18 protein-coding genes are annotated in these 23,011 nt (G+C 63.9%); 12 read left to right on the top strand and 6 right to left on the bottom strand.

The genetic code is table 11. The features are described from left to right. The first annotated feature begins 62 nt into the window (after positions 1 to 62). From DB354_RS20900 to DB354_RS20850, 11 genes are all read left to right on the top strand, one after another. Positions 63 to 1,238, top strand: a complete 1,176-nt coding sequence (locus tag DB354_RS20900) for a glycosyltransferase family 4 protein (RefSeq protein ID WP_158277646.1) — start codon at positions 63 to 65, stop codon at positions 1,236 to 1,238. Then, positions 1,235 to 2,635 (top strand): O-antigen polymerase, encoded by a 1,401-nt coding sequence (locus DB354_RS20895; protein WP_146180357.1) that lies wholly within the window; start codon positions 1,235 to 1,237, stop codon positions 2,633 to 2,635. The genes DB354_RS20900 and DB354_RS20895 overlap by 4 nt, the downstream gene beginning before the upstream one ends. Continuing rightward, entirely contained in the window at positions 2,635 to 3,735 is a 1,101-nt protein-coding gene (locus DB354_RS22855) for a glycosyltransferase family 4 protein (protein ID WP_107837572.1), read from the top strand. Before DB354_RS20895 ends, DB354_RS22855 begins: the two co-directional genes overlap by 1 nt. Next, positions 3,716 to 4,861 carry a glycosyltransferase family 4 protein gene (locus DB354_RS20885; RefSeq protein WP_158277645.1) on the top strand — a complete coding sequence of 382 codons (1,146 nt, stop codon included), beginning with the start codon at positions 3,716 to 3,718 and terminating at the stop codon, positions 4,859 to 4,861. Before DB354_RS22855 ends, DB354_RS20885 begins: the two co-directional genes overlap by 20 nt. Positions 4,862 to 4,959: 98 nt before the next feature. Next, positions 4,960 to 5,889: a glycosyltransferase gene (locus DB354_RS20880; protein WP_233256730.1), complete on the top strand. Its 930-nt coding sequence runs from the start codon at positions 4,960 to 4,962 to the stop codon at positions 5,887 to 5,889. Between the two features lie 5 nt (positions 5,890 to 5,894). Further along, on the top strand, positions 5,895 to 6,431 hold the full coding sequence (locus DB354_RS20875) for a putative colanic acid biosynthesis acetyltransferase (protein ID WP_107837569.1): 537 nt from the start codon (positions 5,895 to 5,897) through the stop codon (positions 6,429 to 6,431). Between the two features lie 24 nt (positions 6,432 to 6,455). Continuing rightward, a complete protein-coding gene (locus DB354_RS20870; RefSeq protein WP_107837568.1) occupies positions 6,456 to 8,090 on the top strand; it encodes an exosortase/archaeosortase family protein in 1,635 nt (544 codons plus the stop codon). A 20-nt stretch (positions 8,091 to 8,110) separates the two neighbouring features. Beyond that, on the top strand, positions 8,111 to 9,508 hold the full coding sequence (locus DB354_RS20865; protein ID WP_158277643.1) for an O-antigen ligase family protein: 1,398 nt from the start codon (positions 8,111 to 8,113) through the stop codon (positions 9,506 to 9,508). Beyond that, on the top strand, positions 9,508 to 10,704 hold the full coding sequence (locus DB354_RS20860) for a glycosyltransferase family 4 protein (protein WP_107837566.1): 1,197 nt from the start codon (positions 9,508 to 9,510) through the stop codon (positions 10,702 to 10,704). Before DB354_RS20865 ends, DB354_RS20860 begins: the two co-directional genes overlap by 1 nt. 24 nt (positions 10,705 to 10,728) lie before the next feature. Beyond that, positions 10,729 to 12,099, top strand: a complete 1,371-nt coding sequence (locus tag DB354_RS20855; RefSeq protein WP_107837565.1) for an exopolysaccharide biosynthesis polyprenyl glycosylphosphotransferase — start codon at positions 10,729 to 10,731, stop codon at positions 12,097 to 12,099. A 6-nt stretch (positions 12,100 to 12,105) separates the two neighbouring features. Further along, positions 12,106 to 13,545 carry an NAD(P)/FAD-dependent oxidoreductase gene (locus tag DB354_RS20850; protein ID WP_107837564.1) on the top strand — a complete coding sequence of 480 codons (1,440 nt, stop codon included), beginning with the start codon at positions 12,106 to 12,108 and terminating at the stop codon, positions 13,543 to 13,545. Positions 13,546 to 13,573: 28 nt separating this feature from the next. On the opposite strand, the gene DB354_RS20845 is transcribed toward DB354_RS20850, so the two are convergent. Continuing rightward, the gene (locus DB354_RS20845; protein WP_107837563.1) at positions 13,574 to 14,587 is read right to left on the bottom strand and encodes a hypothetical protein; all 1,014 of its coding nucleotides are present in this window, start codon (positions 14,585 to 14,587) and stop codon (positions 13,574 to 13,576) included. Positions 14,588 to 14,900: 313 nt separating this feature from the next. After that, positions 14,901 to 15,623, bottom strand: a complete 723-nt coding sequence (hisA, locus tag DB354_RS20840; RefSeq protein ID WP_107837784.1) for a 1-(5-phosphoribosyl)-5-[(5-phosphoribosylamino)methylideneamino]imidazole-4-carboxamide isomerase — start codon at positions 15,621 to 15,623, stop codon at positions 14,901 to 14,903. Between the two features lie 64 nt (positions 15,624 to 15,687). Between hisA and DB354_RS20835 the strand changes: the two genes are divergently transcribed. Then, a complete protein-coding gene (locus tag DB354_RS20835) occupies positions 15,688 to 16,758 on the top strand; it encodes a M42 family metallopeptidase (RefSeq protein WP_107837562.1) in 1,071 nt (356 codons plus the stop codon). A 62-nt stretch (positions 16,759 to 16,820) separates the two neighbouring features. On the opposite strand, the gene DB354_RS22125 is transcribed toward DB354_RS20835, so the two are convergent. From DB354_RS22125 to DB354_RS20820, 4 genes are all read right to left on the bottom strand, one after another. Next, entirely contained in the window at positions 16,821 to 17,384 is a 564-nt protein-coding gene (locus tag DB354_RS22125; protein ID WP_146180355.1) for a hypothetical protein, read from the bottom strand. 367 nt (positions 17,385 to 17,751) lie between these two features. Next, positions 17,752 to 20,892: a glycoside hydrolase family 2 TIM barrel-domain containing protein gene (locus tag DB354_RS20830; protein WP_107837561.1), complete on the bottom strand. Its 3,141-nt coding sequence runs from the start codon at positions 20,890 to 20,892 to the stop codon at positions 17,752 to 17,754. 125 nt (positions 20,893 to 21,017) lie between these two features. Next, positions 21,018 to 22,310 (bottom strand): ATP-dependent Clp protease ATP-binding subunit ClpX, encoded by a 1,293-nt coding sequence (gene clpX / locus DB354_RS20825; RefSeq protein WP_107837560.1) that lies wholly within the window; start codon positions 22,308 to 22,310, stop codon positions 21,018 to 21,020. A gap of 65 nt (positions 22,311 to 22,375) precedes the next feature. Further along, on the bottom strand, positions 22,376 to 22,999 hold the full coding sequence (locus DB354_RS20820) for an ATP-dependent Clp protease proteolytic subunit (RefSeq protein WP_107837559.1): 624 nt from the start codon (positions 22,997 to 22,999) through the stop codon (positions 22,376 to 22,378). Positions 23,000 to 23,011 lie beyond the last annotated feature (12 nt).

Raw genomic sequence — 23,011 nt, 5'->3', positions numbered from 1 at the left:
TATCAAAAGGGGCTCCCCTTTTTATACGCGCAGGCGCAACTCCGGGCATGACTCTTGGGCCAATGCATTCGTCCGCCGGCAACGCTGCCTTGATCAGCCTCAGCGCGACCAATCCTTGCCATCTCTACGATCTGGCCACGGCGCTGCACGCCTTGAGCAGGTTGAGCCGCTACTACTCAGGTTATCCGGGCTGGCGCCTCCATCCGCCGGCGGCGTTCCCCCTGCACGTCCATTCGGGGCGGACCCTGGTCACCTACGGCCTCTTGCGTCTTTCGCCGGCGATTCGGCCTTCATCTCCTCGTCTGTTCCGCTGGCAGGACGCGGGCTTCGACCGCGCCGTCGCACATGACCTGACTAGCGATGGCGCGGCGATGCTCCACGCCCTGCCTGGCCAGGCGCAGGCCACGTTCACCGCGGCGCGCGCACGAGGGACGAAAACAGTTTTGAACCACGCCAGCGGGCCAGTGCGCCAGCAACTTGAGTTGACGGCAGAGGAGTATTCCAGGGTCGGCCTGGACCACCGCGACTATCATACCTTCGACGCCTCCTATTTTCGTCAGGAAGAGCAGGAGTACGCCCTTGCGGACTGGCATTGCGTCGCGTCCTCCGTTGTGCGCCAACAACTCGTCCAGTGCGGAGTCTCCCCAACCCGCATATGGACAGTACCGTATGCAGCAGCACCGCACCTATTTCACCCGCCCCGGACCCGGGAAAATCGAGATGAACACCAGATCGTGTTCGCGGGGCAGTATACACTCCGGAAAGGTCTGCGCATCGCGTTTTCCGCGATTGAAGAGGTACGGGCAACGCATCCCGTCACTTTCGCTCTGTACGGACGTCGCTCCCCCGAGGCCGAAAGCACGCTCGCGAGGGTCGCGAGCAAGCCATGGGTGCGCCTCAACGGACCATTACCTCAACCTCGATTGGCCGAAGTATTTCGCCACGCCGGTATGTTGGTGCTGCCCTCATGGGAAGAAGCGTTCGGGTTGGTCGTCGTTCAGGCCCTCGCCTGTGGCTTGCCGTGCATTGTCAGCGACCGGGTCGGCGCCTCTGACCTCATCATTCATCGGCAGAACGGCTCCATCTTTCCGGCGGGTGATGCTGCCGCCATGGCTCTTGAGATCGCATGGTGGATCGAGAACCGGCGCCGATTCCAGACGCCTCCACACACGTGGGCGAGTTCGGCTGAACGGCTCGTAACCCTAACCGAAGCCGCGTTGAAGACCCCGTCGCCATGACCAGAGCCGCGCCGAAACCTGAGTTCGCCGCGACGCTGACGTTCGTGATTGGCGCAGTTGCGACTGAATTTCTTGCCCATGGGGATACTCCCTCGGCCTTGGCGCATGAGTACGCGATCGGCGTCGGCATCAGCTTTCTCGCCAGTCTGCTTCTCGACTACCGGGGCAACTACCGAAACCTCGTTCGGGCTGATGTCATGGCGATCAGCTCTCTCTACTTTCTCACCCTCTTCGAGTTTCTTGCCCCTCAGCCGCAGTTCGACGATCTTGTCACCCTTGATCAGACCCGTTCAGCACTCGTCGCATGCTTGTGGGGTTTTACGGGACTTGCCGTCGGGCGGCACTTCGCGCCGTCCACGCCTGGCAGTTTGACCGAGTTGCTCCAGCGTCCCGCACCGCCGCGGTTTCTGATAACGCTATTCAGTATCGCACTGTTCGGCGGCTTCCTGCACATGCTTTTGGCCGTCAACTTCAACGTCTTTGAACTCGTCGATCAGTTCATGGCCCCCCGCTTTAGTCAGCCCTGGGGTCGCGGCAAATTCGGCGACTGGAAAGCGCTGCTGGGGGAACTCGGCATGATTCTCTATTTGGTGCCCCCGCTGGCGGGCATCGTTCTCGCCAAGCGGGCCGAATACTCGGCGACCCATAAGCTGTATATCAGCGCCGGCTTCGCCTTCACCCTATTCTACGGCTTTACTTCGGGCACCCGGAACGTCATCGCCGCATACCTGGCCACATTCCTGGTCGCCTACGCATTCACGAGCCCACCGAACCGGAAACGTGAGCTAATCTGGGTCGGTGGCATCACGGCAGCGCTCATGCTCGTCGCGACCGTGGTGATGCTCGAGTTCCGCAACATCGGGTTCAGAAACTACCTTCAAGGATACAATGAGATCCGTAAATCAAAGGAGGACGCGAACCTATTCGTAGATTACAATCTATATGTTATCGGTAAGCTCACGGATATATTTCCCAAACATCATGACTATCTCGGGCTGGAGATACCATACCTGGCCATCATCCGCCCCATCCCTCGCGCCGCATGGCCGGGCAAGCCGGAGGGCCTCAGTCTGTCGATTGAGGATGCCGTCGGCGTCGAAGGGCTCACCCTCGCATCCTCGTTCGTAGGCGAAGCGTACATCAGCGGCGGCAATATTGGAGTACTCGTCGCCGGAGTCATCCTTGCCTCGGTGGCCGCTTGGTGGAACAAACTCGCTCATTCCGACAATTCCGGTTTCGGCAATCTCGTTTTCGCCTCCGGCTTCTTCGCCATGGTGATTTCAATGCGAAGCCTGTTTGTGTTTACGACCGCGATCTTGCCCACCGTCGCCGCCCTTGTCCTGGGAAACTGGCTCATCGCGAAGCGACGGCGCCCGCGGACGCCTCCGCCCACCTGATGCAGGTCGTATTCGCTAGTGTCGTTCCGTCGCCGTACCAACGTGACCTGTTTCGCGCGCTTGCGCTCCGGCAAATCGTCGGGGTCAAGATCCATTACTTGGAGCGTGCTGCACCCGACTCGCCGTGGCCGGAGGTCGATTTGGAGCCGTGGGAGGACATCCTTCCGGGTCTCACGTTCGGCCGTGGTCGTGTGCGTTCGCACATCAACTTCCGCATGCCGGCACCGCGGCCAAATGAGCTGTGGGTGGTGAATGGGGCGATCACGGACGTGACCACCCAGCGACTTATCCGGTCTTTGCGGCCTCCTTGGCTGTTTTGGGGCGAGCTTCCGTCTCAGCCGAAGTCCGCCTGGCACCGCCGTCTCCAGCGGTGCCTTTATGCCCCCTTGAGGCGGGCATCTGCTATTGTCGCCGTGGGGGAACGTGCTCGTCGCGCCTACGAGACAATCGCTCCCGGGGTCACCATCTATAATCAGGCATATACGTGTGACCTGCGCCGGTTCGCGGATGCGTCTGCGACCAAGCGCCCAGGGGGCGAGCCGGTCTTTCTCTTCTGCGGACAAATGATCTCCCGCAAGGGGATCGACCTTCTTCTTCAGGCCTTCTCGCAATTGGTTGCAGCCGGCGCCTCTGCGCGGCTCGAGTTGGTCGGACGCGAGGGGGAGCTTCCCGCACTGATGGAGCAGCTGCCTCCCGCCGTCCGTTCACGCATCGTCTACACGGGCTTCCTTCCCCCCGCCGATCTTCCCGCGGTGTTTGCCCGTGCTGATATATTCATCCTTCCGAGTCGCCATGACGGTTGGGGCGTCGTCATCAACCAAGCGCTCGGCGCAGGGCTTCCCGTGATCGCCAGCGAGGGCGTCGGTGCGGCGCAGGACTTGGTGCAACACGACTGGAACGGTCTCGTTGTCCCGACGGGCGACATCACTGCCCTTAGCAGCGCAATGTGGGCGCTGGCATCGGATCCCGAGCGGCGGCGAAAAATGTCCGAAAACGCCATGGCGTCCTCCCATGCGCTCGCTCCAGAACATGCCGCCGCCTTCTGGGAAGAACTCGCCGTACGACATCTTTCCGTGCGCCATGCGCATCCTACTCGCTAGCTCCAGCTCGGGATCACGCGGCGGCGGCGAGATCTTCCTGCTCTATCTGGGGGAGGCGCTGCGGATGCGCGGGCATGTGGTGGGCTTGTGGGCATCCACCCATCCCAAAATGGACGAACTGGCAGCCCGGTTTCGTGATATCGGTGATGTTGTCCGCACCGGCTACACCAACACCTACGATCGTTGGGACCGGGGTGCGTTCCAGGTGCCAGGTCGGCACGCCGCCCGCGCGCTCGCCGAAGCATGGATGAGCTGGCGGCCCGATCTGGTGCACCTCAACAAGCAGAATCTTGAGGACGCTCCGGACTTTCTAGCTGCCGCTCCCCTGCTCCCCGTGCCGCACGTCTGCACCATCCATATCACCCAGACCGCCGCCTTTCTCCGTGCGCGGTTCGCCTGGTGGCGGGATCTCGCGGCGCGTCGGGCCCTGCGCCACTACCGTGGCCCACTCATTGCGGTGGCTGACACGCGCGGCCGCGAATTGCGGGCTTTCGTGGGCAACTCCAAGGACGTACGCGTGGTCCTGAACGGGATTCACCCAATGAACCCAACCGGTGTATCCCGGGCCCAGCTACGTGCCGGACAAGGTATCGCAGAGGATGACTTTGCGGTCGCCGCCCTGGGCCGACTCGAGTCGCAGAAGCAGCCGCTCCGGTTTCTCGCCCACGCGGCGGAGATCCGCCGCCTCGAACCGCATGCGATCTTCCACTGGCTCGGTGCGGGGCGCATGGATGCCGATTGGGACCGCGAAGTCCAGCGGCTCGGCCTCGGCGTCGCGGCGAAACGGTGCGGGTGGAGCCCCGATGCCCAGGGCAAGCTGCCGGCGTACGACCTTTTTCTCCATACCGCCGGCTATGAGGGGCTTCCTTTGGCCCTACTCGAGGCCATGGACGCAGGGCTCGCCTGTGCCGTTGAATCAGGCGTCTACGGCCAACTCCCCGTGGCGCTGCAGCATTGCGCCATCTGCATCGACAACTCGACCGATTGGCGGCGTCTCCTCTCCGACCGGGTGTCCTTGTCTCGCCTTGGCGCCAAGGCCCAGACTCTCGTCCGCAACGAGTTCTCTACCGCCACCATGGCGCGTGCATACGAGGAGATCTACAGCTCCTTGAGACCTGTCCCTTGAACGTTCTATTTGTCCAGCCGCCAGCCGCCCATCGCGTAGGAGGTATTGACACCGCACTCTCGGGTCTGGCCCAGGCGGTCGCACCTGCGGACGTCCACGTGGAACGTGTCGAGACGCTTCATGCCGACGCGGCTGCCCACGCTGATCTCGTGCACTTCCACGGTCTTTGGGAACGCGCACACATTTCTGCACGGCGGCGGTGCGTCGCTGCCAATACGCCCTTTCTCATCTCTCCCCACGGCATGCTGGAGCCCTGGGCGTTCCAACACCGCGGCTGGAAGAAGTGGCCGTACTTTCATCTGATCGAGCGCCCGTCGTTCAAGGCCGCCAAGGCGATCCTGGCCACCAGCGACGCCGAGGCGACGCAGCTCGCGCGCTGGTTTCCCCGGCCACAGATTCGCGTCCTGTCACTCGGTGGCGATTTGCCTCCGTCGGGCAATCGGGACACGGCCCGCGGCGGAATAGGCGTCCGACCGGAGGAACTTGTGATCCTTTTTCTTTCGCGCTGCCACGAGAAGAAAGGGCTGCACTTGCTTATCGATGCCCTTCCAGCCGCCGCCCGCGCCGCCGGCAGGTCCGTTCGGCTTCTGGTCGTGGGCGATGGCGATCCGGCGTACGTAAATCCGCTGCGTTCCGCCACCACGCGGTGGACGGGAAACCTGCGGTGCACGTGGGCTGGTGCATGCTGGGGGCAAGAAAAGTGGCGCTACCTCCACGCCGCGGACCTGCTCTGTCTGCCTTCGTTTTCCGAGAACTTTGGGCTCGCGGTTCTCGAAGCGCTGTTCGCCGGGACGCCCGTGCTCACCACGACCGGCACCCCTTGGGCGTCGCTTCGGGGAGCCCTGCCGGTTGAAACCATCCCGCCGACCACAAAAGACCTTCAGACCGCGCTCGCCCGCTTTCTCATTCAACCGCCGCCCACTGACGCCGTCCGACAGAACACGCGGTCCCTTGCCCAAGCTATGTTTGGCTGGCCAGCGCTTGCGCCGCGGTATGTCGCCCTGTATCGCGAACTGGCCCGCGCCTGAATTCCATGCCGATCGACATCGCCCAGCATCTTCAGAACCACAACTACTCCCCCAGCATCCAGCTGCGGCGTGTGGCATGGACGGTCGTCGGACTGCTTTTTCGGTTCACGCCGTGGTTCTGTCACGGGTTCCGCAATACGTTGCTCCGGGGGGCAGGGGCGACAATTGGTCGTGGCGTTCGCATCCACCCCACGGTCCGGATCACGTTCCCCTGGAACCTGAAGGTCGCTGACCATGTGGTGATCGGAGCTCACACGCAGCTGTACGCCCTCGCGCCAATTCTGATCGAGCATGACGTCCTCATCTCCCATGGCGCGCACTTGTGCGCCGGATCCCACGACTACACGCAGGCCAATCTTCCGATTGCCCACGCACCGGTGCGCGTCGAGTCCGGGACCTGGATCGCCGTCGAGGCCTTCATTGGTCCTGGGGTGACGATCGGCACGGGATCCGTGGTGGGCGCACGCGCTGTGGTGATGCGGACCATGCCGGCAAAGAGCCTGGTGGCCGGAAACCCCGCACGCGTAATCCGGCCCTTGTAGTCACGCACGTTCGTAGAATCACGCATGCTGCGCCCTGCACAGGAAAAGGAGACCGCCGCTGACGCCAGACGGCGTCCATCGGTGGTTTCGGCCGCCTTCAGCACGATCGGCAAAGCCTCTTGGCCAGAACGCACCGCACTCGCGATCGGCGTTGCGGCCATCGGTTGTGTCACGGGTTATCTGCTCCCGTTCTGGCGCGAGATTCCGGAGCTATCGCACGGCTGGTTCGCGGCGCCGTGTGCGCTTGCGCTGCTGTGGCAGTCACGTCGCGAGCGCGCTTGGGACGCGTCCTGGCCCAAGCCTCTCGCCGGAGTCACCCGCTGGATCGTCGCCACCTGCGGGGCTGCTCTGGCGCTCATCACCGGTCTGGCGGCCCTCGCCCAGGGGCCGACGCACGCCCAACCCGCGTTTCTCACCGGCGTCACCCTGTGCTGCATCCTCATCTCAACCGCCCTCATGCTGTCGCGCTCCCCGACGCAACTGCTGCGGTGCAATGGAGCCAGCGTGGCGGCCGCGATCCTGTGGCTCGCGGTCGTCCCCCTGCCGAGTGGCAGTCTCGCGAACCTCACGCACGCCCTGCAGAACACCATCACCGCCGTATCCGTGCAGCTGCTGCACTTTCTCGGCTTCGCCGCGGTCCGCCATGGCAATGTCATCCAGTTGCCGAACGCCTTGGTCGGCGTAGAGGAAGCCTGCAGCGGTATCCGCAGTCTGACCGCCTGTCTCTTTGCCGGCATCGTGCTCGGGGCGTTCATGCTGCAGCGCAACCGCCGCCGGCTGGCCATCGTGGTATTTGCCGGCGCGCTCGCGCTGCTAATGAATTTGGGTCGCTCGCTGCTCCTTTGCCTGCTCGCCGCCCGCGGCACGGAGATCCGGGGACTCTGGCACGACGCAAGCGGCTACGCGGTTCTCAGCCTGACGGTCGCCGTTCTATTTGTCGCGTGCCTGCTGCTCGAGCGACCTGTCGCAGCCGCTCCGTCGAACGAGCATCGCCCTCTGCAACAGGCGCGCTTCTGGTTCTTGCCGCACGGCCTCCTGGTCGGCGCCACGGCGCTGAGTCTCGCGGTTGTCCTGCTCAAGGTGATGCCCAGCAGCGCAAGCGAACGCCCGCCGCCCAACCTCGCGGGGCTGCTCTCCATCGATTCGCCCGGGTGGCGCCACCACGCCGATCCATCGATCCAGACCTACCGGGCGGCACTGGGCACCGATTGGCTGCATCAAGAAACGTACATCCGCCACGGAACCCAGATCACGTTCTACATGGCCTTTTGGCCGAGCCGACAATCGACCTTCGGTTCCGTCGCGCTGCACACGCCCGACATCTGCCTGCCCGGCAGCGGCTGGGACGCCCGCCCGGCCCCAGCGGCGGCGGCAACCTACCCGATTCCGGATCCCCTGCGCTTCTGCTTCGAGAAGGACGGTTTCCCGCAGCACATGTGGTTCTGGCACATCTTCGACAATCGTCTCGTGGGTGAACGCGCCGGGCTCTACCCGTGGCAGCTTGCGCCAACCCTGCTCAAGCACGGCGTTCACGCGCGCGCGCCGCAGTGGGTGATCCGCATTTCCAGCAACGTTCCGCTCGAAAGCCTGTCGGGCGAACCCCTGTTGACCGAATTCTTCAAGCGGCTCAGCGCCGCGGGACTCTCGCCCCGGGAGTAGCCATGCAGAGGCACGCTGGCATGCTCGTTTCCCCTTCGTCGACGCTAGGTCGCATCGCGGTCGTTCACGCGCTGGTCCTCAGCAGCTTTCTCTCCTGGCGGTTTGGGGGAATGGAGGCAACCACCCGGATGATCAGCGCCTGGCTCGCGCTGCCGGCCCCCTTCATCAGCGCACTGGCCCTGCGGCAGGCAGATGCCGCCTTCCGCCGGCAACTCGCCTGGATTCTGGTGCCGCTCGCATTGCTTACGACGCTTGTCCTGATCAGCGCAGCCAATCCGCACATGCGAATGATCTACGCCGAAGGCGAGCCTCTCGGACTCGTCGGCCGCGAGGATTACCTTCACTACCTGCCTTCCACGGCCTGGCCGAGGCACACGCTGGAGGACTTCTTGCTGAACGCCGGCTATGTTCTCGCCGGACTCAATGTCCTGATCACTCGCCCGAGCCGCCGTGTGCAGATAGCCGCCCTCACCTGCGTCACCCTCAATGCGGCCGCGCTCGCCTGCACGGGCACCGTCTTCAAGTTGTTGCACGCAACCGAGATTCTCGGCCGGTATCCTTCCCCAAACACGAACTTCTTCGCCACGTTCGTCTACTACAACCACTGGGGAGCCTTCGCGGTCCTCGGCGCCGCAGCTGGTGGTGCGCTCGCGCTCTATCATCTGCAGCAAGCCGGCCAACGACCGTGGCACAGCACGCCCGCCCCGCTTTTCGTCGTTCTCACCGTTCTCATCCTGGCCTCGATCCCGGTCAGCGGCGGACGCGCCTCACTCGCCGCCGGCCTCATCATTGCCCTCGGCCTCGCGCTCCGGTTCGTGCCGCGCCAGCTTCACTTGAGTGCCCGGCTGCGGCGGTCCGCGATCACGGTTGCTGCCGCACTGCTGGTCCTCACCGGCGCCACCCTGTGGCTCGCCCGCGATCGAATCCACTTCTGGAGCAACAAAACCGCCGGCCAGTATCAGGAAATCCAGTCGGGCGGCATCGGCGATGCGCGGCTGGCGGTGTATCGGCAAACCTGGGACCTGTTTCTCGAAAAGCCCGTCTACGGTTGGGGGTGGCAGAGCTTTCGCTACGCGTTCCGAAGCGTCCAGTCGTTCGACTACAAGATGGAGAATGAGCAGCGGGAAGCGTCGGTGTTCCTCGACGCGCATAACGACTGGCTGCAACGCCTGGCGGAGCTGGGGCTGGTTGGCGCAACGCTCTCGGTCGCCACGCTCGTTGGGCTCGCCCGCCTGGCGCTACGCCAACACTGGCTGCTGAGCCCGAGCGCCGAGATTGTCATCGGACTCGTGGGGCTGGCGGCACTGGCCTGCGTCGACTTCCCCTTCGCCTGTCCTGCCATCGTCGTCACCGGCTGGATGCTATTGTCCGTCGCTGCCGGGATTGCCCATCAGCGAAGCGAGCGTTTCCCCGCCTGATGGCCCTCGTCTTCGTCAATCGTTTCTATTGGCCCGCCACGCCGGCAACGGGGCAGTTGCTCACGGACCTGGCCAGCCACATGGCGGCCCAAGGTTGGTCGGTAACCGTGATCACGAGCACCCCGACTGGCCACCCGCTGCCGGCATTCGAATGTCACGAGGGCGTGTCCATCGTGCGCACTCACGGGCTCTGCGGCACGCGGCGGGGATTGGTGGCGAAGGCCGTCGCGTTCTCCACTTTCGCACTCGCGGCCACCGTCCAACTCTGGCGCCACACCCGCCGTGGAGATGTGGTGGTCGCCCTGACCGACCCCCCACTGATCGGCGTGCTCGCGCAATGGGTGGCGCGAACTCGCGGCGCCCGGCTCGTCCACTGGGTGCATGACATCTATCCGGAAATCGCCGTGGCCCTGTCACGCTCGCGATTACCAGACGCGTTGCGTCCCTGGCGCAACGCCGCCTGGCGAGGGGCAGACCATTGCGTGACCCTTGGGCAGGACATGGCGGACGTGCTGCGGTCCGCCGGCGTTAGTCCGTCCCGGCTCTCGGTCATTCCCAATTGGGCCCCGGTCGGTGTGTCCGCCCTGCCGCGAAACGCACCCGAAAGGCTGGCCCTCCGCCGCGAGTGGAACCTCGAAGACCAGTTTGTGGTGGGCTATTCGGGCAATCTGGGCCGCGTGCACGATCTCGATCCAATCGTGGCGGCAGCAGCCCTCCTCAAGGATGACCCGACCATCGCGTTCGTCTTCGTGGGCGATGGCCCCCAACACGCAGCGCTCCGCGACCGCGTGCAGTCGGCAAAGCTCGACAACGTCCGGTTCCGCCCAACCCAACCTCGCGATCGGCTCAGCGCGAGCCTTGGCATCGCCGATCTTCACCTCGTCACACTCCGCCCCGGTTGCGAGCGCTTCGTCTTTCCCAGCAAGTTGTACGGCATAGCCGCCGCCGGTCGACCGGTCCTGTTCGTCGGCCCGCCCGATTGCGAGATCGCCCGCCAGGTCGCCGCGTCCGGAATCGGAGCTGCCGTCGACGGCAGCCGCGTGGCTGACATCGCCGCGGAGATACGGCGCTTTGCGGCATCCCCGCCCCTGGTCGCACAAAGCGGGGCCGCCGCGATCCGTTTTGCTGAGCAGACCGGCGCCAACAAGGCGCTCGCCCAATGGCATTCACTGCTCGCCCCGCTGGCACGTTCGTGACCACTCTCCCCTGTTCCAGCTGAGATGACCGCCCGCATCACCGCGCTATCCCTCATCGCGCTCGACGTCCTGACGTCGGTGGTCGTCTTCAATCTCCTGAGCTACGCCCGCGGTGTGATCGAACCAGGGGCATTTCTCCTCGTTCCGCTTCTCGCTCCCGTCAGCGCCCTGTTGATCGCGATCTACCTCGTACAGGGCTACCGCTCGCGAACGGACATGCTGAGCGTGGATTACGCCAGCCAGCATGCCATCGCCGTTCTCATCGCGATGGTTGCCACGCTCCTCCTCACGTACGTGGTACTTCCAGGCGATATCGACCTGCAGAACAGCCGTGCGGTCATCGCGCTGAGTTTCTTCGCGCTGATGCTCTTCACCCTGGGATACCGCCGCCTGATATATCTGCGATCGCTCGGCGCCCACGCCGGACGAAGCCTGGTCTTCGTTGGCGATGCCCAAAGCTTTGGGATGTTCCAGGAAGAATGCCGCAAGATGGACGTCCATCGGCCCATCATTTGTCCAGACTCTGCCCTGATTTCCGCGCGCGCGGCCCCCGCGTCTGGAAGTACAAATGCACCTAGTCTGGCGGCGCTCCTGGAGGAGATCCGACGCGGCAACATCGAGGTCGAGGCGATTGTCCTCCGCGAGTCGGCCCACGATCTTCCCCCCTCGCTCTCTCAGCAATTGGTCCAACTCTACTTTGCCGGCGTCCCCACCTATACCCTCGAGCTCTTCCACGAGGTCTACTGGCAGAAGATACCTCTCTATCGCCTGAACCAAACCTGGCTCTTCCAAGAGGGTTTTCAGATCGCGCGCGAACCGGTGTTCGAGCGGATCAAGCGGGCGTGCGACATCGTTTTCTCATTCTTTGCCCTCCTGGTCTCATCCCCGGTGATCCTCCTCTCCGCCCTTGCCATCTGGATCGAAGACCGGGGTTCGCCGCTCTTCGCACAAACGCGCATCGGCAAGAACCACGTGCCGTTTCGCATCTACAAGTTGCGGACCATGCGCCCCACCGCTGGCGGCGCGCGCTACACGGCGCCGGGGGACAGCAGGATCACGGTCGTCGGGCGCTGGCTGCGGCTCACGCGCATCGACGAATTTCCTCAGCTCTGGAACGTGCTCCGAGGCGAAATGAGTCTGATTGGCCCGCGCGCCGAATGGGACAAACTCGTCGTGGATTACGAACGGCAGATTCCCTGTTACTATTTCCGACACCTCGTGCGTCCCGGGATCACGGGCTGGGCGCAGGTGAATTACCCTTACGGCGCCAGCATCGAGGACACGTTGCGAAAGCTGGAATACGACCTCTATTACATCCGCCATTTCTCGTTCCGCCTCGATGCCACGATCGTCTTGAAGACGATCCACACGATGCTGTTCGGGAAGGGGCAGTAATCCGGAATGAAATCATACGACTTTATCGCCATTGGCGGGGGGAGCGCGGGATTCAATGCAGCGCGCGTCGCCGTCGCGCTCGGGCTGAGGACGGCCATCATCGATGGCGCCCGCGAACTCGGTGGGCTGTGCATCCTGCGCGGCTGCATGCCTTCGAAGACGCTCCTTTACAGCGCGGAGGTGCTGCATCTCGCCCAGAAGGGGGCGATTTTCGGACTCAAGACCCGGGGGCAGGTGGACATGAAAGCGGTCCACGCGCGAAAGCTGAAAATCATCGGGGAGTTCGCCGAGTACCGGTTGAAGGCCCTCGAATCGGGTAAGTTCGACCTGATCCGCAGCCATGCCCGATTTGTGGGTCCGCACACGGTCGAGCTATCCACCGGCGAACGTATCCGCAGTCGGCATTTCCTGATCGGCACCGGTTCGAAGGTGAGCACGCCAGCCGTTCCAGGGCTGAGAGAAGCTCCCTTCTGGACGAGCGACGACATTCTCGACCTCGATTTCGTCCCCAAGAGCGTGATTGTGCTCGGCGGAGGCATCGTCGCTTGTGAACTCGCTCAATTTCTCAATCGCATCGGCAGTCGCGTCACCCAAGTCCAGCGGAGTTCCCACATCCTGCGCGATCACTCGCCCGAGGCGGCCGTGGTCGTGGAGCAAGCCCTTCGCGACGAAGGCATCGAGCTTTTCACCGCGACCCAACTGCAACAGGTGAAACACGCCGCTGGACGCGGCTTCACCATCGAGTTCATGCACGAGGGCAAGGTCGTTCGCCGGCAGGCGGAGCGGCTCTTCAATGCGCTCGGACGCGAGCCCAACGTGGCCGGGCTTGATCTCGGCGCCGCCGGCGTCGCCGCGCGGCCGAACGGTCAGATCATCACCGACCAATGGCAGCAGACGAGCCAGCCTCACATCTACGCGGCGGGGGACTGCGCCGGTCCGGTCGAGATCGTCCACATCGCCATTCAACAAGGCGAACTCGCGGCGCGCCATGCCGCCGGCGTTGGTGACCTCAAGCCCGTCGACTACTCGCTCCTTCTGAACGTCGTGTTTACCGATCCCCAACTCGCGACGATCGGCCGGAGTGAACGCGAGCTGGAGCAGGAGCGGACGCCGTTTCTCAAGGCGAGCTATCCGTTCAACGACCACGGCAAGTCCATCCTCATGGATGCCAATTACGGGCATGTGAAGGTTCTGGCCGCACCCAAGTCCGGGCGACTGCTCGGCGCTGAGATCGTCGGCAAGGATGCGGGCGAACTGATCCACAGTTTCAGCGGTCCGCTGGCGATGCGCGCGACCGTCTTCGATCTGCTGCGCGCTCCGTGGTATCACCCGACGCTCGCCGAGATCATCACCTACCCGCTCGAGGAGATCGCCGACACGATTGGCGCCGCTCCCGTCAAGGTGGCGCCCAAACGCCGCCGGCGCCACCCTGGCCGTCGCGCCTGAGTCGAGCAAAGCGGGTCGGTTTACGCCTTCAGGCGTAGCAGTAGTAGGAGTGCAACACGGCAAGCCCGAGCAGGCTTCCGCCGGTTACGCGGACCAGAAGCCACGGTCCGCACCTGATCCATGGCGCGAGAACCAGAATCAACAGCGGCAGCGCCATTGCCGGATATCGACTGGAGAATTGTCGGGTAACGGCCCCAGCCGCAACGCAGAGCCCGAACACTGCGCCCGCGGATCCCCACAAGACTCGATCTCTCGAGTTCCAAAGAGCAGCGGCCAACGCCCCGACAAACATGCCTGCCGCGGCGATAAACCCGACATTCACAACGCGGTTCATGATGGCGGCGAACTGGTCGCCCGGGAAGAAACGCTGCACCGAGGTGAGAGTTGTCGGCGCTGCAAACTGCAGAACGAACTGCGCCAACCCCGTCGCCATTCCGGCAACCAGCGCCACGGACCGGTGCCGCCAAAGAAATCCCGGCGCGATGATCAGCGTAACCACGCCCGTAATCGCGAACGCCAATCCCAGATGGGCAATGGAGTACCCAGCACTCATGCTGCGCTGCGCTGGCGGCAAAAGACCTCCCCAGATCCCGAACACCAGACAGATCGGCACCAATGCCGCTATCGTGACGCCAATGACCAGCCTCCAGCCCGAACGCCTCAGTGGCGCAAGCATCGCGAGTCCAGGCACGGCTGCCAGATAGGACTGTCTCGTCGTCGTCGCTACCACCAGGCCCAAGGCGTACAGAATCGCCCAGCGCCACGGAATATCGCCCTCGCTGGCGTGCTTTGACCAACCGATTGCCCCGGCAGCAGCCAACGAGATACCGCATAGCCCCAATGCCTCCGTAATCGCCATGCCTGCACAAACCCACGCCATCGGCACGGCCAGCGCCGTGCCGGCCAGCACCCCAGATTGCCCCATCGACACCAAACAATATCCCGTGAGTGCAACCGTCCCCGCCAACAACAGCAGATTTGGGACCCTAATCCACGGCACGTCGAGAGCTCCGGTCCCGCCCGAGATGATATAGTTCATCATTGCATGGAGAGGACCAGGAGCAACCGATCGCTGCCCGACGAGCCAGTCATGAAAGCAATGGGAACGCGCCAACGCCTGCGCAGATTCCAAATGATACACTTCGTCCCAGAACGGTCCTCTGGACCGCGTAAGTGTGTACAGCGTCAGCACGGCGAACGCGGCCGCGAACCATAGTAGGTACGCGCGATACCATTTGGTCGGCTGCGTCTTGGTATCGGGCATTCGCCCATCAGGCACGCATGGGCGATTAGGCGGCGCAACCGCAAATCGGCCCGCCCGCATTCAGGTATGCCGGGGCCTCTGAGGCTAAAGCTCAGCGAATCCTCAGCAGGTCGGGCAAGGAGACGCGTTTTTCGTAAAGCGCCTTGCCGACGATGACGCCATCCAGGTTAGCGTGACGTCGCGCGAGCTCCGCGAGCTTCACGACGTCCTCGCGCCGGCTCACGCCACCGCTGGCAATCACGCGGAATCGTCCCGCTCGCAGCATCGCTTCCTGGGCGGGGAAATTCGGGCCGGTGAGCATTCCGTCCGTGCTGATATCCGTGTGGATCAGCGTCCGCACGCCCAGCGCGTCCATCCGCTGCGCCAGCGCAATCGCCGTCAACTCCGCCGTCGCCACCCACCCCTTCACGGCCACCTTGCCGTTCTTGGCATCGATTCCGACTGCCACCTTTTCCCCCAAAGCCTGCACGAGTTCACCCACGAAGGTCTCGCTTTCCGCCGCCCGCGTGCCGATCACGACCCGCGAGACGCCAAAGCCCAGCGCCCGTTCCACGGCCGTCCGTGTGCGCAGGCCGCCGCCGAGCTGGACCTTCATGCCCAGTGCGGCGATCGCCCGCACCGCTTCGAGATTCTGCGGTTCGCCCGCGAAGGCGCCGTCAAGGTCCACCACGTGCACCCACTCACTCCCCGCCTGCTTGAACTCGGCGGCTACGTCCGCCGGATGCTCGGCATAGACCGTCTCCTGGTCCGCGCGGCCCTGCGTGAGCCGCACACAGCGGCCGGATTTGATGTCGATCGCGGGATAGATGGTCATGCGTTTTTCGAATTCCGGTTTGCGATTTTCGGTTTCAGGCTCACCCGAAAGCAAACGTTCATTTATGACGAAGCCCTATTCCGTTCCGCCCTTCCTCTCTGAGCTGCTCCACGCGCGCTCGCCTTCGGGCGCCGAGAACGAGGCCCAGGCCGTCTTCGATCGTCACGTGAAGTCCGCCGCCGACGCTTATGCCAAGGACGCCCTCGGCAACCGGCTGGCGACCCTCAACCCCAAGGGCGACCCCGTCCTCATGCTCGCGGGGCACATGGACGAGTTGGGGCTCATCATCACGTACGTGAACAAGGAGGGATTCCTCTACTTCGACACGATTGGCGGGCACGACCTCAGCGTCATCTCCGGCCGCCGTGTCGTCATTCAGACCGCCAACGGCCCGGTGAAAGGTGTCACCGGCAAGCGCGCCATCCACCTCATGGACGACGAGGATCGCAAGCGCGTCCCCAAGAAGCACGAGATCTGGATCGATATCGGCGCACGCTCGAAGGACGAGGCCCTCGAGCGGATCAGCATCGGTGACGTCGCCACCTACGACCACGAACTCGAGCTCATCCACGGCAGTATCGGCACCGCCCGTGCCTTCGACAACAAGGTCGGCGCCTACATCGTTGGCGAAACGCTCGTCCGCCTCGCGAAGGAAAAGAAGCGACTCGCCGCCAGGCTGGTCAGCGTCGCCACCTCCCAGGAAGAGATTGGCACGCGCGGGGCCACAACCGCCACGTACCTCGTCAACCCGCATATCGCCGTCGCGATCGATGTTGGCCACGCCACCGACCATCCCGACTGCGACAACCGCAAGTTCGGCGAGACGAAACTTGGCGGCGGCCCAATCATCTGCCGCGGTCCCAACATCAACCCCAAGGTCTATGCCTGGCTGGTCGAAGCCGCCAAGAAGGCGAAGATCCCCTACCAACTCGAGGCAGATCCGAGGCCGACCGGCACCGATGCCCGCGCCATCCAAATGGGACGCGGCGGTGTCGCCACGGGGCTGGTCAGCATTCCCCTGCGCTACATGCACACGCCGAGCGAACTCGTCGATCTCGAGGACGTGGAGCGCTGCGTGAAATTGCTGGTGGAGTTCGCCCGCGGCCTCGAGTCGGGCGACTACGCCCACTTCTGAGCGGTTCTCTTCCGGACAGCAAAAGGCCGGCGAGTCGTCGCCGGCCTTATTGTTTGGCCCGATCACCAGCGCCATCGCTGGTGCTGCGTTCCAGAACGTCGCCGCAAAGGGGGGGCACGATGATGCCAGCGGAGATCGTCGGTGTACGGCAGTTCCGCCGCGTCAGCTCCGCTCGATGTCCATGGGTCCTGTCCGGTCCGCGCATTGCGCTCGGAAACGGGAGCCACCGCGTAGGGCGATCCTGCCGCGATCGCCCGGCACGCCGCCTCGATGTCCTTCAATTTGGCGCGTCCGAGATCAAGCAGCCCGGAGATTGGCAACGATTGCACCGCCGTCAGGGTCGCCGCACTCGGTTCAGACGCCAGAACCAGCACCCGCGGCCCTGCCGCTTCGTTGCTCGTCCACACTCCCAGCAGCGTCAGGACGTCGAACTCAAAGCCATGGACACACGCGATGAGAAGCTCGATGCCTCCGCTCGCTAGCACCGAGGCGCCGCAGGCTGGGTCGGCTTCACAATACACGCGAGCCGACGGAAACGCCCGGCTCAACGCCCGCGCGAGCTTTGCGCCCCGGGCCTTGTTCCTCTCCAGCACCAGAATTCGTTGAAGTTGGTATTCGGAAGCCATTTTCGCGCCCTCTCCTCGCCAGGACGGTCCTGACGCGGCCGAGAGTACGTAACGACACCCAAGCGGGAAGTGCCCGGATTACCGGAATTCCGGTATTCTTGATCCTCGCCATGAACGCCGCCGGCGAGCATCGGGCTCAGCCCAGCCGCGCCTTCTCCCTCCGCGTGGGCCTACCGAGCTCGTGCGAACGACCAGCCCTTGAGGACCGGTGCAATTATATCCAACTATGCGAGAATAGCTTATGGGATAATGTCCAGATACTCCAGAATAATGTCCAGATACTCGACCACCGCCGGCCCAGGCGCCCGGTTCCAGCGCACAGCCACAACCGGCACCGTGCGGATCGCCAGCCGCGCTTCAACTGAGCTCAGTTTTCCCCGAACTGGAAGATGCACGTGCCCTCGTAGCGCCCGGCCCCGATCGCGTACTGGCTCTGCGGCCCAGCTCGCTCCGGCGGCTTTCCTTTCGAGCCAATCGCCGGGATCGCGTGCAGGAGGGATATCTCGCCAGGCGGGAAGTCGGCGGTGGTCGTTGCCGCACTGATGCGCGGTGTGCCAACGCGCAGGTAGACATCCCCGCTGCTCGTCGACACCGCCATCGCTCCGGCCGCGGTCGCAAATTGGGTCCAGTACGGTTCGGCGAAGTATCCTTCAAACTCCGGGTACTCCCAACTCTCCCCCGGCTGGACAACGTGTGGCCGGTGCTCGTGCACGCCCAGGGTCGTTCCTTTCAGCCGATTCTGCCAGACCCGGTGTGGCCCGCGACCGAGCCATCGGAAGCCCGCGAGCTCATTTTCGGGACAATCGAAAGTCACACCGTGGAACGAAAACCGCCCGTTCACATTGTAGCTGTAGTCCAGCCGCAGCGTGCCGTCGGAGCGTATGGTCCACCGCACGCGTCCCATTCCGCTGGGGCCGCCTGCCGCTTCGAGCCAGGCCACGGCGCCCGCGCTGCCCGGTTCGACGCCTTCGCCCGTGGTCACCACGGCCGGCTGCGTCACCGACACTGGGAATCGTTCCGCGGAATACCCCACGCGGAATGTCCGAAGCGTCACAGGCCGCGGGTCATAGCGCCGCAGGTTGCTGAGCCGAACCGCCGCCACCAACTGGGGCGCAAACTCGAACCTTGCTCCGTCCTGCGGCCGCCGCGTCGCATCGAAGATCGTCTCCCAATGCTCGCCATCCGCGGAAACCTCGATGGTCGCGCCGAGAACCGCATCAGCCCCGCGCAGCTCCACGAGCTCAATCTCGACGCAGCTCGCCAACCCCGGTTGGGCGAGACGGTGCGTCCCTTCGGCAAGGGTCCGATCTACCTCCGTGAACGGCAGCCACGTCGGCTCTGTGCCGTTCGCTTGCCGCGCAAACACGAGCCGCGGCCCTTGTGACAAGGGAAACGTCTTCCCGCCCCGCCGCACATCGCGCAGCATCCCCGTGCGCGCGTCGAACCGAGCCGTCACTCCGGCCGCCTTCAGTTCGATCATGTCGTCGTGCTTCGTCACCGAGGCGGGTTCCGCCGCCGGCTGTACCGCCGCCATGCTTCCGGCGAGGGTCTTTCCGCGCTCGCTCAAACGAGGCGTCGCCCACGTCCACGTCCACAGCGCGTCTCCCCGCGGTGAAAACGCCGTCACGGCCAGTGCGTCCGCCTCGGCCCACGATGCCGGCAGCGCCAGCCGCATCTGTCCCCGCGACTGCGGCGCGACATCCGGCCCCGGCATCTCACCCCGCGCCACCACAACCTGGGCGGTCGTGGCCGACGGCGCCTTCAAATCGAAGCGCCGCAGCTCCCACGCAAACCGGCACTGCTTCAACGAAGTGAAGTCGTAACGATTTTTCACCGTGAGCGTACCGTCGAAGCCGGCATCGAGTCTCGGCGCGTCAATTTGCACCGGGGACCAAATCTCCCGCACGGCAAAGAAGCTGCCTTCCTTCTCGTGATTTGGCCCGACGATGCCATCGGGCGCGAACGTGCTGAACACATCGATCTTCCCGCCGCGATCAGTCCGCACCACGCCTTCATCCGCGAACACCCAGATGAAGGCCCCGGCGCCCACCGGTGATGCGACAATCGCATTCCAGTAGTCCTCGAGTCCCGCTCCGGCCCCGCCGTCATACATGGCGTGGAGCACTTCGGTCGGCATGACGAGATCGCGTCCACGCAGCAGGCCTTCGAGCACATCAAAATTCGGATAGTGCTTCGTGTTCACGCCCGCGTGCAGCTCCCAAGGATGCAGCACCGGCCGGCGCTGCGGGTCATACAACGCGAACTCGCCGTCGAGGTCACGATTCCACCCACCTTCATTGCCGTTATCCCAAAACAGGATGCTCGGGTGATTCACATCCCGCTCCACCAGCGAGCGCACGAGTAGCCGCCCAACCGCCGTGCCATGGGCCTTCTGCCAGCCGCTGAGCTCATCCAGCACATAAAGTCCGAGTTCATCGCACGCGTTCAGGAAGGCCTCGTCGGGCGGATAGTGCGACATCCGCACGGCGTTCATATTCATCTCCCGGATCAGGCGCACGTCCGCGTAACAGTCTTCTGGATTCAACGCCCTTCCCGTCGCCGGCCGGAAGCTGTGCCGGTTCACGCCTTTCAGGCGTACGCGCTGGCCGTTCACATAGAGTCCGTCGCCCTCGCGCACTTCAAAGGTCCGAAATCCGAAGCGTTGCTCGAGCGTGTGCACGACTTCGACGCCTCGGCGCAGCGCCAGCCGCAGCGTGTACAAAACGGGGGACTCCGCCGACCACGGCTGCACCGCCGGCACTTGTCCCGTCACCCGCACGCGTCCCGCCCCGCCGGCCGGGATCCGTGTGCTCAGCAGCGGTCCAGCGACCCGGCCCGCGCCATCGACGATCTCTGCCTCGACCCGATCCGCATCCCGCACCGCCCCCAGCGTCACATCCATGTTGATCGCGCCATCGGCCTGCGCGTCGACGGCCACGTGGTCGATCCACTGCGTCGGCGCCGACTCGATCCAAACCGGGCGATAGATTCCCCCAAAGACCCAGTAATCGCCCCCGCGCTCGGCCTTCTCCGTGTCCTCATTGGCCGACACCTTTGCCACATCCACCTCAAGGACGTTCTCGCCGCCGGCGCCAAACCGGACCAGCGGCGTCACCTCAAAACGAAACCGGTTGAACCCGCCTTGATGGATCGGTCCGGCCTGGCGTCCATTCACGGTAACCACGGCGTCGGTCATCACGCCATCGAAGACGAGCCAGAGGCGCCGCCCCTCCCACTCTGCCGGCAGCTGAAACCGGGTCCGGTACAGGCCGTGCTCGTCCGACTTCACCTTTTGTTGGCCGTAGTGATACGAGCCAAAACCGTGCAACTCCCAGTTGGATGGCACCGGAATCGTCGCCTTCTCCCCCGCCCGTCGCCCCCCCGTGACGGTGAACTCCCAAGTCACGGCGTCCTTTGGCCCTCGCCCGGAAAGGTACTGCCGCTGCGTAATCGGTTCAGACGCGCCGCGCGCCGCGGCCGAAATCAGGGCGGCAGATGCAGCTAGCATCCACGCCCAGCGAAGGCATTGGGGTGTCATTGGAGTACCCCAAGGCACCCTCTACGACCACACGTGTGAAGCCCAAAGGAGTCGGACGGTCCTTGCCGGCACCAACCCGCCGCGCCCAGCGACGCTCAGGCGGCGTCCTGCTTCGGCTCTGGCTTCGTCGTCCGACGCAACGTCGGCCGACGCCGGCCCGCCACCACGGCTGCATCCACAATGACATCGGTGACGTCGTCGCGCTGCGGCAACTCGTACATCACCTCGAGCATCAAAGTCTCCATGATCGAGCGGAGGGCGCGGGCGCCCGTCTTCAACTCGATGCCCTTCTGGGCGATCGCCTTCACGGCATCGGGCGTGAACTTCAGGCGCACACCGTCCATGGCGAAGAGCTTCGAATACTGCTTCACCATCGCGTTCTTTGTCCGCAGCAGAATCTTCTCGAGGTCCTCGACCTTCAGCTGATCCAGCACGGAAACCACCGGCAGCCGGCCGATGAACTCCGGAATCATGCCGAAGCGGATCAGGTCCTCGGGCGCGAGGGCCTTCATCATCTCCTCGGGGTGCATCGACTGGTCCTGCTGCGCCTGGATGGACGAGAAGCCCATGCTCCGCTGGCCAAGCCGGCGCTGCACGATGTTGTCCAACCCCACAAACGCCCCGCCGCAGATGAACAGGATGTTCGTCGTGTTGATCTGAATGTACTCTTGGTTCGGATGCTTGCGGCCGCCCTGCGGGGGCACGTTGCACACCGTACCTTCAAGAATTTTCAGGAGTGCCTGCTGCACGCCTTCACCGGAAACATCGCGCGTGATCGAGACATTCTCGGTCTTGCGGCCGATCTTGTCGATTTCGTCGATGTAAATGATCCCGCACTCGGCCTTCTTGACGTCGTAATTGGCGGCCTGGAGGAGCCGCAGCACGACATTCTCAACGTCTTCGCCGACATAGCCGGCCTCGGTGAGCGTGGTCGCGTCCGAGATGGCGAACGGCACATCGAGAATCTTCGCGAGCGTACGCGCCAGCAGCGTCTTGCCCGAGCCCGTCGGGCCCACGAGGAGGATGTTGCTCTTCTCGACCTCAACGTCGCTGAACTCCGGGGCAACCGCCGCCGAATCCTTCGACTGACCCGAGTCGAACATCAGCCGCTTGTAGTGATTGTAGACGGCGACCGAGAGAACCTTCTTGGCGTGATCCTGGCCGATGACGTAGTCATCAAGCGTCTTCTTGATCTCGGCTGGCTTCACGAGCCGAACGGTCGGTTTCGCCTCCACGGAGGGGGCCTTGACCTCGCGATCGATGATCGTCTTGCAGACGTTCACGCACGAATCGCAGATATACACCCCCGGCCCGGCGATGATCTTCTTCACCTCCGCCTGCGACTTACCGCAAAACGAGCACAGGGTCATGCGGGCGGATTTTGCCATGGCCGATAGAGTGAATCGAGCGCGACGTGAGTCGAGGCTGGAGTTGCCTTACCCTAGCCCCTAAATCAGGCAGCCGCGGTCTGAACCGAGAGAGTCTGTGCTTCGCGTGTCGAAGAGACGACGTGGTCCACCAGACCGTAATCCTTGGCCTCTTGGGCGCTGAGGTAATAGTCGCGGTCGGAGTCCTTCTCGACCTGTTCCGGAGTCTTGCCGGTGTGCCGGGCAATGGCCTCATTCAAGGTCTTGCGCCAGCGCAGGATCTCACGGGCCGCGATCGCGATGTCGGCGGCCTGGCCACCCGCACCGCCGCTCGGCTGGTGGATCATCACCCGGCTGTTCGGCAGGGCAAAACGCTTCCCCTTCGTGCCGGCCGCCAGGAGCACTGTGCTCATGCTGGCAGCCATGCCGATGCAGTAGGTGACGATGTCACACTGCAGGAAGTTCATCGTGTCATAGATCGCCATCCCGCCCGTCACCACCCCGCCCGGCGAGTTGATGTACAGATGGATATCCTTTTTCGGATCCTCCATCTGCAGGAACAACATCTGGGCAATCACCACGTTCGCCACCCCATCATCGATCGGCGAACCGATGAAGATGATGCGGTCCTTCAGCAGCCGCGAATAGATGTCCATCGACCGCTCTCCGCGGCCGGTGTTTTCGAGGACAATGGGAACGTAGTAGCTCACGTGGTGACGAGG

This window comes from Opitutus sp. ER46 (assembly GCF_003054705.1).
Lineage (GTDB): Bacteria > Verrucomicrobiota > Verrucomicrobiia > Opitutales > Opitutaceae > ER46.
The sequence above is the reverse complement of the archived record's forward strand: the minus strand, read 5'-3'. Positions and strand labels throughout refer to the sequence as shown.